The organism is Herbaspirillum sp. 3R11 (genome assembly GCF_004563925.1).
In the GTDB taxonomy this organism is placed as follows: Bacteria; Pseudomonadota; Gammaproteobacteria; order Burkholderiales; family Burkholderiaceae_D; genus Herbaspirillum.
In genome coordinates, this window is sequence record NZ_SPNJ01000005.1 from 307,823 (window position 1) to 323,006 (window position 15,184).

Below are 15,184 nucleotides of genomic sequence, written 5' to 3' on the forward strand. Positions count from 1 at the left end.
TTTCTACTTAAATAATGTTATTTGCCGATATTTGAGAAAGAAGAAAGAGTATTGACGTAAAAAAACCTCGCGATGCGAGGTTTTTTCGTTGAGGCAGACCTGTGTTACCAGATTTTCCACCAAGGCTTGTCTTTGCCCTTGGGGCCGCCGTGATAGTAGCTGCTGTTCGGATAAGTCGCCTGGATCACGCGTTCGGTGTCGTCACGCAGTTGTTTCTGACCCATGGCTTCATAGGCGCGCATCATGATGAACAAGGCTTCTTCAACGGCCGGCGCATCAGGATATTCTTTCACCGCAGCCTGGGCGCGATTGACGGCTGACACATACGCGCCGCGACGGTAGTAATAATTGGCCACGTGAACATCGTATTGCGCCATCGAATTGACCAGGTACTTCATCCGCAACAGGGCATCCGGCGTGTAGGTGCTGTCCGGGAAGCGCTCGGCCAGCAGTTTGAACGAGTCGAAGGCGTCGCGCACGGCCTTGGGATCGCGTTCGGTGTTGTCCTGATCGGTGAAGGTGTCGAAAATGGTTGTTCGATCGTTGAAATTGATCAGCCCGCGCAAGTAGTACATGTAATCGACATTGGGATGATTCGGATGCAGCTTGATAAAGCGGTCGACTGCCGCCAGGCCTTGCGGCTGGTCGTTCAGGCGGTAGTAGGCGTAGGCGACATCCATTTGCGCCTGTTGCGCATAAGTACCGAACGGATAGCGCGATTCGAGCTTCTCAAAGTACTTGATCGCCTTCTCGTAACCACCGGCAGTCAGCTCGTCCTTGGCTTCCGAGTATAATTTGGACGCAGACCAGCCAATCGTCTCGTCTTTTTGTTCCGGTAGCAAGCCGCAAGCCGATAATGAAAGGATGAATGCGACGGTAAGCAACTTCAATAAGATTTTTTGCATGACGTATGAGCAGTTTGAGCGGGTGCAAAGAAACAAGAAATTTCAATCCTCTGATTATAGCTGATGTCACGTACCACTCCCCCTAAGGTTGTTAAAGCATTTGCAACCGAACCTGTCGAAATACCCGAGGGAGATGATTCGCTCGATGAAGTCGTCGAGGAATTTACCGATGGTGCAGAACCCATAACCTTGAAACTGAGCGATGACGACTGTGGCGCCCGGCTCGACAAAGTCTTGTCGGGACTGGTGCCGCAATACTCTCGCAGCCGCATCCAGCAATGGATAGAAGCCGGTCACGTCACTGTCGACGGCAAGCCCGCCCGCACCAAAACAACGGTGCTGGGAGATGAGCTCGTGGTCATTACTCCGCAGGCTGCACCGGAAGACAATGCCTTCACGCCGGAGCCGATGGACTTGTGCATCATCCATGAAGATAAAACCATCATGGTGATCGACAAGCCGGCCGGGCTGGTAGTCCATCCCGCTGCCGGCAACTGGTCAGGTACGCTTCTTAACGGTTTATTACATCATTGCCCCGCTTTGGGCGGCGTACCGCGCGCGGGCATCGTCCATCGCCTGGACAAGGACACCAGCGGTCTGATGGTAGTGGCCAAGACGCTGGCGGCGCAGACCGACCTGGTGCGCCAGTTGCAGGCGCGCACCGTCAAGCGCCAATATCTTGCGCTGGTCTGGGGTATGCCGCAGCTGTCCGGCACCATTGATGCGCCGATGGCGCGCCATCCGCGCGACCGCATCAAGATGGCGGTATCAGAAAGCATAACGGCAAAAACGGCGGTCACGCACTATCGTCGTGCGGCGGTGGGCGCGCTCGACGGCCGTGCCGTCAGTCTGATGCGTTGCCAACTGGAAACCGGACGTACCCATCAGATTCGCGTCCACATGCAATCGCTTGGTTTTGCACTGGTCGGCGACGCGTTGTACGGCAAGTCGCATCTGATGCCGTTCTTCCCGCGCCAGGCGCTGCAGGCCTGGAAGCTTGGCCTGATCCATCCCGCCACCGGAAAACCGGTGGAATGGGAAGTCGGCCTGCCGGAGGATTTCACCGACTTGCTGAAGCGCGCCGGCATCGACGTGAAAGTCCTGACTGCACTGGAAGACTGAGGCCGCATGGAATTGCTGATTCCCGACTGGACCGATATTCCTGCCAACGTTGGCGCGCTGTCGACATTGCGCAGCGGCGGTTTCAGTCACGGTCAGTATGACGACGGACAGGGCGGCGGCGGCCTGAATCTGGGCGTGCATGTGCAGGACGAGCCTGCACACGTGCAGCGCAATCGCGCTTTGCTGCGTAGTATTTTGCCCGCCGAACCGGCCTGGCTGACCCAGGTGCATGGCATCAACGTCGCGGACGCGGCGCTGGTGCAGGGCGCGCCGGACGCTGATGCCTGTATCGCCAGCGAACCCGGCGTGGTGTGCGTCATGATGACGGCGGATTGCCTTCCTGTACTGTTATGTGACGCTACCGGCAGCGTGGTCGGTGCGGCGCATGCGGGGTGGCGCGGACTGGCCGGAGGTGTGCTGGAAAACACCGTGTCCGCCATGCGCGACCGCGGCGCCGGCGAGATCATCGCCTGGCTCGGTCCGGCGATCGGTCCACAGCAATTTGAAGTCGGCGAAGACGTGCTGGAAGCGTTTGTTTCACACGATGCGGCCAGCCGTGCAGCTTTCGATGCCATCGCCGGACGCGAAGGCAAATACCTGGCCGATATCTACCAACTGGCGCGCCGGCGGCTGGCACAAGCTGGCGTGCAGCGGGTTGCCGGCGGTGGATTGTGTACCGTCAGCGACGAGCGGTTCTATTCCTATCGGCGCGACAAGCAGACCGGTCGCATGGCTTCGCTGATCTGGCTCAAATAGTCGGCACGGTTGCTTCAGTCAACTGCTCCAATAACTGCCGGGTGTGTCCCGGCAACTCTTCCCGACTTCTCACGCAAATCAACAACTGCCGCTTCGCCCATGCGTCGCTGAGCGGTATGCAATTGATCTCCATGGTCTTCTTGCAACGCAAGGCGGCGGTCTCGGGAATCACGGCGATGCCGACCTCGCGTTCCACCATCCGGCAGATGCCGTCAAAGCTGCGCAGCCTGACGCGATATTGCAGGCGTTTTCCGGCGCGCAACGCGTGACCGGCCAGATGTTCCTGTAGCGCGCTGCCGGTGCTCAATCCAATGAAATTCTTGTCCGCGATTTCCACGAACTGCAGCGCCTTGCGCCGCGCCAGCGCATGCTTGCGCGGCAGCACGGCGACCAGCCGGTCCTGACGAAAAGGAATGGTCTGAAGGGGGCCAGTCGGCACCGAGTCGGCGACGATGCCGATGTCGGCCACGCCGTCGACAATGGCCTGCACGATTTCGTGGCTGAGCCGCTCTTCCAGGTCGATGTCGATATACGGGTTTTGCGCCAGGAACGTCCCCAGCGCATCGGGCAGAAATTCGCTGACCGCTGCGGTGTTGCCCAGCAGGCGGATGTGGCCTTTGAGGCCGTGGGCATATTCACTGAGTTCATCGCGCATCCGGTCCATTTGCTGATGCACGGCGCGGGCGTGGTGCAGCAGGGCACGTCCGGCGTGGGTCAGACGCACGCCGCGCCGTTCCCGCAGCAGCAAGGCCACGCCGAGTGCGTCTTCCATGCTGCGGATGCGGGCGCTCGCGGACGCCAATGCGAGATGCGAACGGTCGGCGCCGGCGGTGATGCTGCCGGTTTCCGCGACATGCAGAAATAATCGCAGGTCGCTCAGATCAAGGCGTGTGCTCATGGTGGCGAATGGAGTTGGCGGGCCAGCCTTCGTCGGTGCCGAAGGCTGGCTTAGTGTATTCCAGATTTTCACGTGTGACGATAGCTGGCAGACTTGGCGCATTGTTGAATGAATACCAGAGGAGCCGCCGTGCCGACCAGTTTATCTTTTGATTCTACTCATTTCATGCTGCTGTCTGCGGTTACGGCCGTCTTTTTGCTGGCCGGCTTTGTCAAGGGCGTGGTCGGACTCGGCCTGCCCACCGTGGCGGTAGGGCTGCTCGGTTTGTTCATGCCGCCGTTGCAGGCCGCTGCACTTCTGATCGTACCTTCGCTGGTAACCAACCTCTGGCAATTGCTGGCCGGCGGGCGCTTCATGTGGTTGCTGCGGCGGCTTTGGCTGATGTTGCTGGGGATCGTCGTCGGCACCTTGCTGGGTGCGAATTTCATGGCAACCGATATGAGCGGGCGCGCGACGATTTTTCTCGGCCTGGCATTGGTCGTGTATGCCGTATTGGGGTTGGCAGCGGTGAAATTTTCCGTCAGCACCGACAGGGAAAGGTATCTGTCACCGTCAATCGGTCTGGCCACTGGATTGGTCACTGCGGCGACGGCGGTATTCGTGATTCCAGCAGTACCGTATTTACAGGCGCTTGACCTGGAAAAGGATGAGCTTATTCAGGCGCTCGGTCTGTCGTTCACGGTGTCGACCATCGCGATGGCGGTCGGACTCGCGCAGGGCGGTGCGTTGCAGATGGAAGGCGCGGCGATTTCGGTGATGGCATTAGTGCCGGCGCTGGGAGGCATGTTCCTCGGGCAGTGGCTGCGCGGGAAGATTTCGGCGACCCTGTTTCGCCGCTGCTTCTTCATCGGTTTGCTGCTGCTGGGACTGCACCTGAGTTCACATCTGTGGCGATGAACGGCTTGCAGTTCGACATCGAAATCCGGGCGGATGGCTTGCGCATTTATGCCAGGCTGGGTCAGCAAACCGTCGGCGCACTCGATGTGGAAAATTGCGGTCCACGCAAGGATGGTGAACTGAGCGCTGCGGTAGTTTATGTTGTTCCGCGCTGGCGCAGCAACGGCATTGAGGACGCATTACGAGAATGCCTTGCGTTGCATGCGGCGAAGACGTTGCTCATACGTGGCTGAGCGCAATTTTCAATTTTCAACTATCGTATTTCTTCTATTGGCGGTTTTGCGCCGCTGTGTAATTCTCGCGCTTTCATGTCGACATGAAGGCGCATTTCTCATTGCGTGTCAGGACTCGTTTTTCTGATCCTGCACCACTTCATTTTCCGGGCTTTGTGCGGCCTCATGCGCTGCTTTCGATTTTTCCCGGATTTGACGATTCCGCTTGCGTTGCGGTGTACCCATCAGGTATAAAACAATTGTCAAGGGAAATACGCCGTACAGGAAAAACGTCATGATTCCTGCAGTGACGGACTGTTCGGTAATCGACATCATGAAGACGACATATAACCATGCGATTGCGACGATGTACATTGTGGTTTCTGGTTTTACAGACTGAGCGACAAACCGTAACAATACGCGAAAATTGTAGAAGCGAGCATGAATACGCAGAACCCGCATAGTGTCCCTCCCGTTGTTTCAGCATGGCTAAGCCAGTTATCTGATCCCCAGACGTGGCAATCTTGGCAGACCGGACACACGCCCGCCGGCCAGCTTGACGTACAGTCGATTCAGAAGCAGTTGGGCGACCTCGGCGCCACACTCGATCCAGCCGATGTCGTCCGGTTGCAGCAAGACTATGCGGATCAGTTCGCCAGTCTGTGGCAGAGTGCGGCCAGCTCGCAGATTCCCGCCGTTACCGATCGCCGCATGTCCGCGCCGGCATGGCAGACGAATCCGTTTTTCGCCTTTCATGCGGCGGCTTACCAGCTCAATGCGCGCTTTCTGACCTCTATTGTCGATGCGGTCAAATCGTCTGACAAGATCAAACAGAAGCTTCGTTTTGCGGTGCAGCAAATGATCGATGCACTGTCGCCGGCGAACTTCCTTGCGACCAATCCCGAAGCCCAGCAAAAGATTATCGATACGCACGGTGAAAGCCTCACGCGCGGCATTGCACAATTGTTCACGGATTTGCAGAAAGGCCGCGTTTCGCAAACGGATGAAACCGCCTTTGAAGTCGGCAAGGATGTCGCCACGACCGCAGGTTCGGTGGTGTTCGAAAATGAATTGTTTCAGCTCATCCAGTATGCACCGCTGACCAAAACGGTGCATGCGCGTCCGCTGCTGATTGTGCCGCCTTGCATCAACAAGTTTTACATCCTCGATTTGCAGCCGCAGAATTCGCTCGTTCGTTATACGGTGGAGCAGGGCAATACAGTGTTCCTGGTTTCCTGGCGCAATGCCGATGCCTCAATGGAGACCGCGACCTGGGATCAATACGTCGATGACGCCGTGGTCAGCGCGATCCATGTGGCGCAGGAAATTTCCGGGCAAGACAAGATCAATGCGCTCGGCTTCTGCGTCGGCGGCACCATTCTTTCGTGCGCCCTGGCGGTGCTTGCTGCGCGTGGTGAAGAGCCGGTGGCCAGTCTGACGCTGTTGACTGCGTTCCTGAATTTCCTCGATACCGGCGCGATTGACGTTTACATCGACGACGTCCAGATCGGAATGCGCGAGCAGATGATCGGCAAGAGCGGCCTGATGGCGGGGCGCGATTTCGCCTCGGCGTTTTCGAGTCTGCGGCCGAACGACCTGCTGTGGAATTACGTCGAATCGAATTATCTCAAGGGCGAAACGCCGCAGGCGTTCGATCTGCTTTACTGGAATGCCGACAGCACCAATTTACCGGGACCGATGTTCTGCTATTACCTGCGGCACATGTATCTGGAAAACGCGCTCAAGGAACCGGGCAAGCTGACCATCGCCGGTGAAAAGATCGATCTCTACAAGCTCAACATGCCGGCGTTCATCTACGCTTCGCGTGAGGATCACATCGTGCCGTGGGCTTCGGCCTTTGCGTCGACCGCTATCCTCAACGCCAAAAAGCCGGCAAACAATCGTTTCGTGCTGGGTGCTTCTGGACACATCGCCGGCGTGATCAATCCGCCGGCAAAAAAGAAACGCAGCTACTGGACCAACGACAAGATCGGGGCTGATCCCGAAGCATGGTTTGCCAGCGCCGTGGAACATCCCGGCAGCTGGTGGACCGAATGGTCAGGTTTCCTTGTCAAGCATGCCGGCAAGCAAGTCGCAGCACCGAAAAAAGCGGGCAATGCCAAATTCAAACCGATTGAACCGGCGCCGGGGAGGTACGTCAAAGTCAGAGCCGAATGAGGCAATGAGACGAATAGGGTCTGCGAAGATCAACAGGCAATAAAAGCAGCAATCAACAAGAACGGGATGCGGTTTCATAAAGATGTCTGCATGCACAGCAATGTGGAATAGCAGTCGTCGTCATCCCCGGAACTTATCCACCCGACACAAATAGGAGGCAGGACCATGGTAAAACGTATCGCATATGTGACCGGCGGCATGGGGGGCATCGGTACCCCAATTTGCGCACGTCTGGCCAAAGACGGCTACACGGTAGTTGCCGGTTGCGGCCCGAATTCTGCCCGCAAGGACAAATGGCTGGCTTCCATGCGCGAGCAGGGTTTCGACGTCCACGCGTCTGAAGGCAACGTCGCCGACTGGGAATCGACCAAGGCAGCGTTTGACAAAGTGAGGGCAGAGATCGGCGAGGTTGATGTGCTGGTCAACAATGCCGGCATCACCCGCGATGGTCAGTTCCGCAAGATGAGCAAGTCCGACTGGGATGCGGTCATCGACACCAACCTGAATTCTCTGTTCAACGTGACCAAACAGGTCATCGAGGGCATGGTGGACCGCAACTGGGGACGCATCATCAATATTTCGTCGGTCAATGGTCAGAAGGGCCAGTTCGGCCAGACTAATTATTCGACCGCAAAAGCCGGTATTCATGGTTTCACCATGGCGCTGGCGCAGGAAGTCGCCACCAAGGGGGTGACGGTCAATACAGTGTCACCGGGTTATGTCGGTACCGACATGGTGCGCGCGATTCGCCCTGAAGTTCTGGAAAAAATCGTCGCCGGCATCCCGGTCAAGCGTTTGGCGGAGCCTGAGGAAATCGCCTCCATCATCGCCTGGATCGCGTCGAATGAAGGTGGTTACGCCACCGGTTCCGACTTTTCGCTGAATGGCGGCTTGCATATGGGCTAAGCATTGGTGGGGAAATCGGAGATGCATTTCCGGTTTCTCGACTTTTAAGGGAAACTGCGTACTTGTATGCATGCGTGGTTTCCCGCCTATAATGCGTTACGCCAGCGGATCGACTTCAACCTAAAAATATGGGTCCGCTTATATAGCTGAAAACAGACTGGAATTTCAGATGACAAGTGCAAAAAAATCAGGCGAGCGTTTAATTAAAAAATATCCAAATCGCCGCCTGTACGATACACAAACAAGTTCTTACATTACGTTGACCGACGTGAAACAGCTGGTCCTCGACGACGAGGAATTTGCTGTCGTCGACGCCAAGAATGGCGACGATCTGACGCGCAGCATTCTGCTGCAAATCATTCTGGAAGAAGAGTCGCATGGTGCGCCGATGTTCTCCAGTGCAGCGTTGTCGCAGATCATTCGCTACTACGGCCACGCCATGCAAGGCATGATGGGCTCTTACCTGGAAAAGAATATCCAGGCATTTATCGACATTCAGAACAAGCTGACGGAAAACTCCAAGGGCTTTTACGAAGGCAAGCCGTTCAGTCCTGAAATGTGGGCGCAATTCATGAACGTGCAAGGTCCGATGATGCAAGGCATGATGAGTAACTACATCGAACAGAGCAAGAGCCTGTTCGTCCAGATGCAAGAGCAGATGCAGAGTCAGACCAAGAACATGTTCGGGACTTTCCCGTTCGTTCCAACCGACCCGGCGAAAAAGTAGTCATTCTGTCAAGGCGGGTATGCCGTTTACGGCTGCCCGGCCTGTCAAAGGGTACAATAGCGGATTCGTCCTGAACCACGCTTTCTTACCTTTTTTAGTCCATCCGTCATGTCCAATGCTTCTCCCGTCGTACCCCAGGTAGCCCCCAAGGTCGGCTTCGTTTCACTCGGCTGCCCCAAGGCGCTGGTGGACTCCGAACAAATCCTCACGCAATTGCGAGCCGAAGGCTACGATACCGCCAAGTCCTATGACGGCGCCGATCTGGTCATCGTCAATACCTGCGGCTTCATCGATGCCGCCGTGCAAGAGTCGCTGGACGCGATCGGCGAGGCGTTGAGCGAAAACGGCAGGGTCATCGTCACCGGTTGTCTCGGCGCCAAGAAAGATGGTGATGGCGACGACCTGATCCAGAAAATCCATCCCAAGGTGCTCGAAGTCACCGGCCCGCACGCCGTCGGCGAAGTCATGCAGGCGGTTCACAAGCATCTGCCCAAGCCGCATGCTCCCTTCCTGGACCTGGTGCCGGCGCAAGGCGTGAAGCTTACGCCCAAGCATTTTGCCTACCTCAAGATTTCCGAAGGCTGCAATCATCGCTGCAGCTTCTGCATCATTCCGTCCATGCGCGGCGACCTCGTGTCCCGCCCGATCGCGGACATCATGCTGGAAGCCGAAAACCTGTTCAACGCCGGCGTCAAGGAGTTGCTGGTCATCTCACAGGACACCAGCGCCTACGGCGTCGACGTTAAATTCCGCACAGGGTTCTGGAACGGCAAGCCGGTCAAGACCCACATGACGCAACTGGTCGAAGCGCTCGGCGAACTGGCCAGTCGTTACGGCGCCTGGGTGCGCCTGCACTACGTTTATCCGTACCCGCACGTGGACCAGATCATTCCGTTCATGGCGCAAGGCCATGTGCTGCCATACCTTGACGTACCTCTGCAGCACGCCCATCCGGATGTGCTCAAGCGCATGAAGCGTCCGGCCAGCGGTGAGAAGAACATTGAGCGCATCCAGGCCTGGCGCAAAATGTGTCCGGACCTGACCATCCGCTCGACCTTTATCGCCGGTTTCCCTGGCGAAACCGAAGCCGAGTTCGAATACCTGCTCGACTTCCTCAAGGAAGCCGAAATCGACCGGCTGGGTTGCTTCGCCTATTCCCCCGTGGAAGGCGCGACTGCGAATTTGCTCGACAATCCGGTGCCGGAAGAAGTTCGTGAAGAGCGCCGTGGGCGCGTCATGCAACTGCAGGAAGAGATCTCCAAGAAACGTCTGCAAGCCAAAATCGGGAAAACCCTGCGCGTGCTGATTGATGAAGTCGATCGCAGCGGCGGCATTGGACGCTCTTCCGCCGATGCGCCCGAAATCGACGGCGTGGTCTACGTCAAACCACCGTTCGAACCGCATAAAAAGCTCGTGGTCGGCGAGTTTGTCGATGTCGTGGTCACCGCTGCCGACGCGCACGATTTGTGGGCTGCGGCACAATGATGGCAGGCGTTTCAAGGTTGTTGCTGGTGTTGGCGTTGTCCGGTTTGACCGTTTGTCTCCATGCACAGCAAGTTGTAGCCGGTGCCGCTGTAACCGCGGCAACGACGCCTGCCGTTGCCGCGCCGGGCAGTCTGCAGGAAGCACTGAGCAAGCCTGCGGTGCTGCGCGGCACCCTCGGCGATGAGCGGGTCCAGCTCAGCGTAAAGCCCAAGGCGGATGAAGACGGTCTGGAAGGCAAGTATTTTGTTTTTGGTCAAAGTGCGCAGATATTGCTGGCCGGCGAAGTCGATCAGAACGACCTGATGATGGAGGAATCCCACAATGGCAAGGATGTGTCCGGCCAGTGGGAAGGCAGCTTCAAGGACGGTCTGCTCAGCGGGACCTGGTCCACGCTCGACGGCTCCGTCACCAAACCGTTTTCCCTCAAGGTCGGCGCTCCCTGACGCCTGCGGCAAAAACAGGATGATTCCTGACAGTGCGACGTCTTCCCAACAAGAATTCATTCGAGGTTATTCGTGGCAGAAAAATACACCCCTCAAACCAGCCTGATTCACAGCGAGTACATCGCGCCTGACAATTTCGGTGCCTTGCCGGTTGCCATCAGCCATGCGTCGACTGTTTTGTTTCCAAATGTTGCCGCCATGCGGGCGCGTAATTGGAAAGAGAAGAGCGGTTACACCTACGGGCTGCACGGTACCCCGACCACGTTCACATTGGAGGCACGCCTGGCGGAGATCGAAGACGGCCGTCATTGCCGTATCGTGCCCAGCGGCCTTGCCGCAATTGCCCTCGTCAACCTGGCATTGCTCAAGAACGGCGACGACGTTCTGTTGCCCGATAACGTCTATGGCCCGAATCGTGACCAGGTCGTCTGGCTGGAGCGCGACTTCGGCATTACGGCGCGGTTTTATGATCCTTTGATTGGTGCTGGCATTGCCGATCTGATTCAAGACAACACCCGCCTGATCTGGACCGAAGCACCGGGATCCGTATCGATGGAAGTGTCTGACGTACCGGCCATCTGCAAGGCTGCGCGTGCTCGCGGCGTGCCGGTGGCGATGGACAATACCTGGTCGGCAGGACTGGCGTTCCGGGCTTTCGATCATGGCGTCGACATCATCATGCAGGCGCTGACCAAATATCAATCCGGCGGTTCTGACGTCCTCATGGGGGCCGTCATCACGCGCGACGATGAGCTCAACCATAAGATGGAACTGGCGCATATGCGCCTGGGTTTCGGCGTGGGCATGGATGACGTCTATATGGTATTGCGCAGCCTGTCGTCAATGCGGCTGCGTTTCGATGCGCACGATGCGGCTGCGCGCAAAGTGGCCGCGTGGCTCAAGCAACGGCCGGAGATCAGTAAAGTCTTGCACCCGGCATTGCCGGACTGTCCAGGCCACGAACTCTGGCGGCGTGATTTCACCGGTGCAGGCGGCTTGTTCTCGGTGATTTTTGATGAGCGATTCACCGAGGCGCAAATCGATCGTTTCGTTGATGGGCTGAGACTGTTCAAGATCGGCTTCAGTTGGGGCGGCGCTCACAGTCTGTGCGTCCCCTATCGCATGCAGACCATGCGTCAGACCTGGGCGGAGAAGGGCGGGCTGGTCCGCTTCAATATCGGACTGGAGTCGGCGGAAGATTTGATTGCCGACATCGCACAAAGCTTGGATGCAATGCATGCTGCCAAGTAGGTTTTTGTCGCCCTGATATCAAAGCCGCCGAATTTCTCTTTGAAGGTAAGTATTTGTAAAAGTTAAGGAGTTTTCTCGGCAGTTCTTGTTACAAAGTCTGAAAATTGAAGTTATTTCGGTTTTTCGTAGTCGTTTGGCGACAACAAAGTAGGAAAACAGGATGATTTTGAATAGTAGGAAATATTGATAAAAATTCAATTTTCATCTTGATTTCCTCGTGGAAATTTTTTTAAAAATGAAATTTTTATTGCGCTCTAAACCCAATGTGGCTGCGGGTCTTGGAAAAAAATCTTGAATTTTGCAGAAACTTTGCGGTATTTTTGTAAGACAAAGTCCTATATGTTGCTTGGGTCGAAACCGACGAAAAATACCGACATCCACTAATTTCCTGCCTTTCAACACCCCCTCAGAATCAGCCTTACCGGTAAGAAAAAGTAACCGGGTGTAAATTGATTTTGAGTTGGGGGTTAAATGAATACCGATGACATGATGGCCGAAATTCGTGACGCAAATCTGAGTTATTTGATGTTGGCTCAGCAAATGATTCGATCCGACAAGGCAACCGCCATATTTCGTCTTGGTATCAGCGACGAAATAGCAGACATGATTCAAGGTCTGAGTAACGCGCAAATTCTGAAACTTGCCGGCACCAACATGATGTTGACGCGATTCCGCTTCGACGACGGTGCAATCCTCGGCATGCTGACCAATTACAACAAAGACAAGGGTCTGGCCCAATCGCATGCAGCGATTCTGATGGCTTGTCAGCCGGTCGAACAAATTTCCTGACGCTGCAATCATCCTTCGTGGTATGTTTGGGTTGACTTGGTCAACCCGGGAGAATGATTCGACGTTAAGCGTCAGTCAGGTTGGCAAAGAAGTTTAGTTGTAATTAAAAAATATCGGGGGTGTGTTCATGGCTAAGAAAAGCGTGATTACTGAATCGCAAGAGATTCAATTGGCCATAGAGTTGATCAATCTGGGGGCGCGTCTTCAATTGCTGGAGTCCGAAACCTCTTTGTCGCGCGAGCGTCTGCTCAAGCTCTACAAAGAACTGAAGGGCGTCTCGCCGCCGAAGGGCATGCTGCCGTTTTCCACAGACTGGTTCATCACCTGGCAGCCGAACATCCATTCCTCGCTGTTCATCAATATTCACAAATACCTCGTCGCGTATGCCAAGATCTCCGGCATCGAGGCCGTGATGAAGGCCTACAAGCTGTATCTTGAGCAAGCCGGTCAGGTTGCCGATGGCGACGAGTCCGTGCTGTCGCTGACACGCGCCTGGACATTGGTGCGTTTCTTCGAAAGCAAGATGCTGACGACCACTCCGTGCAGCAAATGCCGCGGTCACTTTGTTGTGCATCGTCTGGATCTGCATCAGGACTACCTGTGCGGTCTGTGCCACATGCCATCGCGCGCCGGTAAAACCAAGAAGGCCAAGGACGCGATTGCCGCTCCGGCCATCGCTGCAGCGCTCGAAGCGCAGTTGCTCGCCGCCGTTGCCTGATCCGGATCATTCTGAAGACTGTCGCGTTACAATAATCGGCTTTTGATGCAGGCTTGGAGGCCGAGATGACATTGGGGCAGCGCAGACCCGTTCTGCAAGCACCTGCAATTCAAGCGTTGTTCATTCTTTGTGCAGCACTAATTCTGGCGTTACTGGCAGGACAGGCGGGTGAGCGCCTGTTCGGCGTCGCTGTTTCCCCCATTCCTTTCGCTTTCCTGCACGGTGCGCTGGCCGCCGGCATTGCTTACCTGCGTCGCATGGCGTCGTGGTGGGCGCCGATTCTGTTTTTCTTTCCGCCAGCCGTCGTGCTGGTGAATTCCTTCCATTTGCCGCCCGCGCTGTTCCTTGCGCTGTTCCTCTTTCTGCTGCTGTTGTTCTGGTCGACGTTTCGCAGTCAGGTGCCTTTCTATCCATCCGGTCAGTCAACCTGGGATGCCGTGGCGGCTCTGCTGCCGGCCGACAAGCCGTTGCACGTGATCGATATCGGCAGTGGCCTGGGCGGTGCGGTTCTCTATTTGTCGAGATTGCGCGTCGACAGCCGTTTCATCGGTATCGAGCTGGCACCGTTGCCTTGGCTGGTGAGTCAGGTACGCGCCTTGCTTACTCGTAGCCGCGGCGCTTTTGTGCGTGGCGACTATACGCGCCTGGATTTTTGCGACTACGACGCGATCTTCGCTTATCTGTCGCCGGCGGCAATGGCGGCGCTATGGCAAAAAGCGCGAGCGGAAATGCGCCCAGGGACGTTGTTGCTGAGCTATGAATTCATCATTGAAGGCGTGCAGCCGGATGTCATTGTGCATCCGAAGGAAAATGGGCCAGCTTTGTATGGTTGGCGTATGTGAAACAAAAAAGAGCTGTGTTACATTCTCCGCACGTTATCAAGTTTTTATCTTTGGTGTCGTAATTGAAAATGAAAGCCCGCTTTCGGTCATGTATTCCATCATTTGCTTGAGAGGATTGCATGTAATCTGATAGCAGGTAAAAAAACTGAACGCCACTGGGACGGGAGTAGGCACTTGTTAGTCATAATTGGATATGTAATCGTCATGTTGTCCGTCTTCGGCGGATTTGCAATGGCAGGGGGGCATCTCGGGGCGTTGTTTCAGCCAATCGAGTTGCTGATGATCGGCGGAGCAGCGGGGGGCGCTTTTCTTGTCGGTAACAACAACAAGGCCATCAAGGCCACGATAAAGGCGTTGCCGACCGTTTTCAAAGGGTCGACCTACACCAAGGCTCTGTACATGGAGCTGATGTCGTTGTTGTTTGAGATTCTGACCAAATCCCGTAAAGAGGGTTTGATGTCGATCGAAGGCGACATCGAAGAACCTGAGTCGAGCCCGATTTTCAGTAAATATCCGGGCGTTCTGGCCGACCATCACCTGATCGAGTTCATGACCGATTACCTGCGCCTCATGGTGTCGGGGAACATGGACGCGTTCCAGATCGAAAATCTGATGGACAACGAAATCGAAACCCATCACCACGAAGGTGAAATCCCGGTGCATTGCATTGCCAAGCTGGGTGACGGCATGCCGGCGTTCGGTATCGTGGCGGCGGTGATGGGCGTGGTGCATACGATGGAATCGGTGGGTATCCCACCGTCCGAACTGGGTATGCTGATTGCGCACGCGCTGGTCGGTACCTTCCTCGGTATTCTGCTGGCGTACGGTTTCGTGGGCCCGCTGTCGAGCTTGCTGGAGCAGAAGCTGCACGAGTCGACCAAGATTTATCAATGCGTCAAAGTCACTCTGCTCGCCAGCCTGAACGGTTACGCACCTGCCTTGTCGATCGAATTCGGTCGCAAGGTCCTGTTCTCGACGGAACGTCCGTCCTTCCTGGAACTGGAAGAACACGTCAAACAGGCAAAAAGCAAGTAACCCGATATGACCAGTCATCA

At 55.9% G+C, this 15,184-nt stretch carries 17 protein-coding genes; 14 read left to right on the top strand and 3 right to left on the bottom strand.

Annotated features, from left to right (window positions below; translation table 11 throughout):
* Positions 1 to 104 precede the first annotated feature (104 nt).
* Positions 105 to 905 carry an outer membrane protein assembly factor BamD gene (locus E4P32_RS21505; protein WP_116435607.1) on the bottom strand — a complete coding sequence of 267 codons (801 nt, stop codon included), beginning with the start codon at positions 903 to 905 and terminating at the stop codon, positions 105 to 107.
* Between the two features lie 63 nt (positions 906 to 968).
* On the opposite strand from E4P32_RS21505, the gene E4P32_RS21510 reads away from it, so the two are divergent.
* Both E4P32_RS21510 and pgeF read left to right on the top strand, forming a co-directional pair.
* A complete protein-coding gene (locus tag E4P32_RS21510) occupies positions 969 to 2,027 on the top strand; it encodes an RluA family pseudouridine synthase (protein ID WP_116435608.1) in 1,059 nt (352 codons plus the stop codon).
* Positions 2,028 to 2,033: 6 nt separating this feature from the next.
* A complete protein-coding gene (gene pgeF / locus E4P32_RS21515) occupies positions 2,034 to 2,783 on the top strand; it encodes a peptidoglycan editing factor PgeF (protein WP_116435609.1) in 750 nt (249 codons plus the stop codon).
* Here pgeF and E4P32_RS21520 read toward each other — a convergent pair.
* A complete protein-coding gene (locus E4P32_RS21520; RefSeq protein ID WP_116435610.1) occupies positions 2,776 to 3,681 on the bottom strand; it encodes a LysR substrate-binding domain-containing protein in 906 nt (301 codons plus the stop codon). The two genes, pgeF and E4P32_RS21520, sit on opposite strands and share 8 nt — an antisense overlap.
* A 165-nt stretch (positions 3,682 to 3,846) precedes the next feature.
* On the opposite strand from E4P32_RS21520, the gene E4P32_RS21525 reads away from it, so the two are divergent.
* Together E4P32_RS21525 and E4P32_RS21530 are read left to right on the top strand one after the other, a co-directional pair.
* Complete coding sequence (locus E4P32_RS21525; protein WP_116435611.1) at positions 3,847 to 4,578, top strand: sulfite exporter TauE/SafE family protein; 732 nt, start codon at positions 3,847 to 3,849, stop codon at positions 4,576 to 4,578.
* Positions 4,575 to 4,811: a hypothetical protein gene (locus E4P32_RS21530; RefSeq protein WP_116435612.1), complete on the top strand. Its 237-nt coding sequence runs from the start codon at positions 4,575 to 4,577 to the stop codon at positions 4,809 to 4,811. The genes E4P32_RS21525 and E4P32_RS21530 overlap by 4 nt, the downstream gene beginning before the upstream one ends.
* A gap of 108 nt (positions 4,812 to 4,919) precedes the next feature.
* Here E4P32_RS21530 and E4P32_RS21535 read toward each other — a convergent pair whose 3' ends face one another.
* On the bottom strand, positions 4,920 to 5,165 hold the full coding sequence (locus E4P32_RS21535) for a hypothetical protein (protein ID WP_116435613.1): 246 nt from the start codon (positions 5,163 to 5,165) through the stop codon (positions 4,920 to 4,922).
* Positions 5,166 to 5,231: 66 nt separating this feature from the next.
* On the opposite strand from E4P32_RS21535, the gene phaC reads away from it, so the two are divergent.
* The 10 genes from phaC to motA all read left to right on the top strand — a co-directional run bounded on the left by phaC (position 5,232) and on the right by motA (position 15,164).
* Entirely contained in the window at positions 5,232 to 6,968 is a 1,737-nt protein-coding gene (gene phaC / locus E4P32_RS21540; RefSeq protein WP_116435614.1) for a class I poly(R)-hydroxyalkanoic acid synthase, read from the top strand.
* A gap of 165 nt (positions 6,969 to 7,133) precedes the next feature.
* Positions 7,134 to 7,874, top strand: coding sequence for a 3-ketoacyl-ACP reductase (locus E4P32_RS21545; protein WP_116435615.1), 741 nt, complete (start codon positions 7,134 to 7,136; stop codon positions 7,872 to 7,874).
* Between the two features lie 169 nt (positions 7,875 to 8,043).
* Positions 8,044 to 8,601, top strand: coding sequence for a polyhydroxyalkanoate synthesis repressor PhaR (gene phaR / locus E4P32_RS21550; protein ID WP_116435616.1), 558 nt, complete (start codon positions 8,044 to 8,046; stop codon positions 8,599 to 8,601).
* A gap of 108 nt (positions 8,602 to 8,709) precedes the next feature.
* Positions 8,710 to 10,086, top strand: a complete 1,377-nt coding sequence (gene rimO, locus E4P32_RS21555) for a 30S ribosomal protein S12 methylthiotransferase RimO (protein WP_116435617.1) — start codon at positions 8,710 to 8,712, stop codon at positions 10,084 to 10,086.
* A complete protein-coding gene (locus E4P32_RS21560) occupies positions 10,086 to 10,529 on the top strand; it encodes a hypothetical protein (RefSeq protein ID WP_233526713.1) in 444 nt (147 codons plus the stop codon). The genes rimO and E4P32_RS21560 overlap by 1 nt, the downstream gene beginning before the upstream one ends.
* 72 nt (positions 10,530 to 10,601) lie before the next feature.
* Positions 10,602 to 11,780, top strand: coding sequence for a cystathionine beta-lyase (locus E4P32_RS21565; RefSeq protein ID WP_116435619.1), 1,179 nt, complete (start codon positions 10,602 to 10,604; stop codon positions 11,778 to 11,780).
* 471 nt (positions 11,781 to 12,251) lie between these two features.
* Positions 12,252 to 12,569 carry a flagellar transcriptional regulator FlhD gene (gene flhD, locus E4P32_RS21570; protein ID WP_116435620.1) on the top strand — a complete coding sequence of 106 codons (318 nt, stop codon included), beginning with the start codon at positions 12,252 to 12,254 and terminating at the stop codon, positions 12,567 to 12,569.
* 127 nt (positions 12,570 to 12,696) lie between these two features.
* Entirely contained in the window at positions 12,697 to 13,287 is a 591-nt protein-coding gene (gene flhC, locus E4P32_RS21575) for a flagellar transcriptional regulator FlhC (protein WP_116435729.1), read from the top strand.
* A gap of 65 nt (positions 13,288 to 13,352) precedes the next feature.
* Complete coding sequence (locus E4P32_RS21580) at positions 13,353 to 14,129, top strand: class I SAM-dependent methyltransferase (RefSeq protein WP_116435621.1); 777 nt, start codon at positions 13,353 to 13,355, stop codon at positions 14,127 to 14,129.
* 174 nt (positions 14,130 to 14,303) lie between these two features.
* Complete coding sequence (gene motA / locus E4P32_RS21585) at positions 14,304 to 15,164, top strand: flagellar motor stator protein MotA (protein ID WP_116435622.1); 861 nt, start codon at positions 14,304 to 14,306, stop codon at positions 15,162 to 15,164.
* The last annotated feature ends 20 nt before the right edge of the window (positions 15,165 to 15,184 follow it).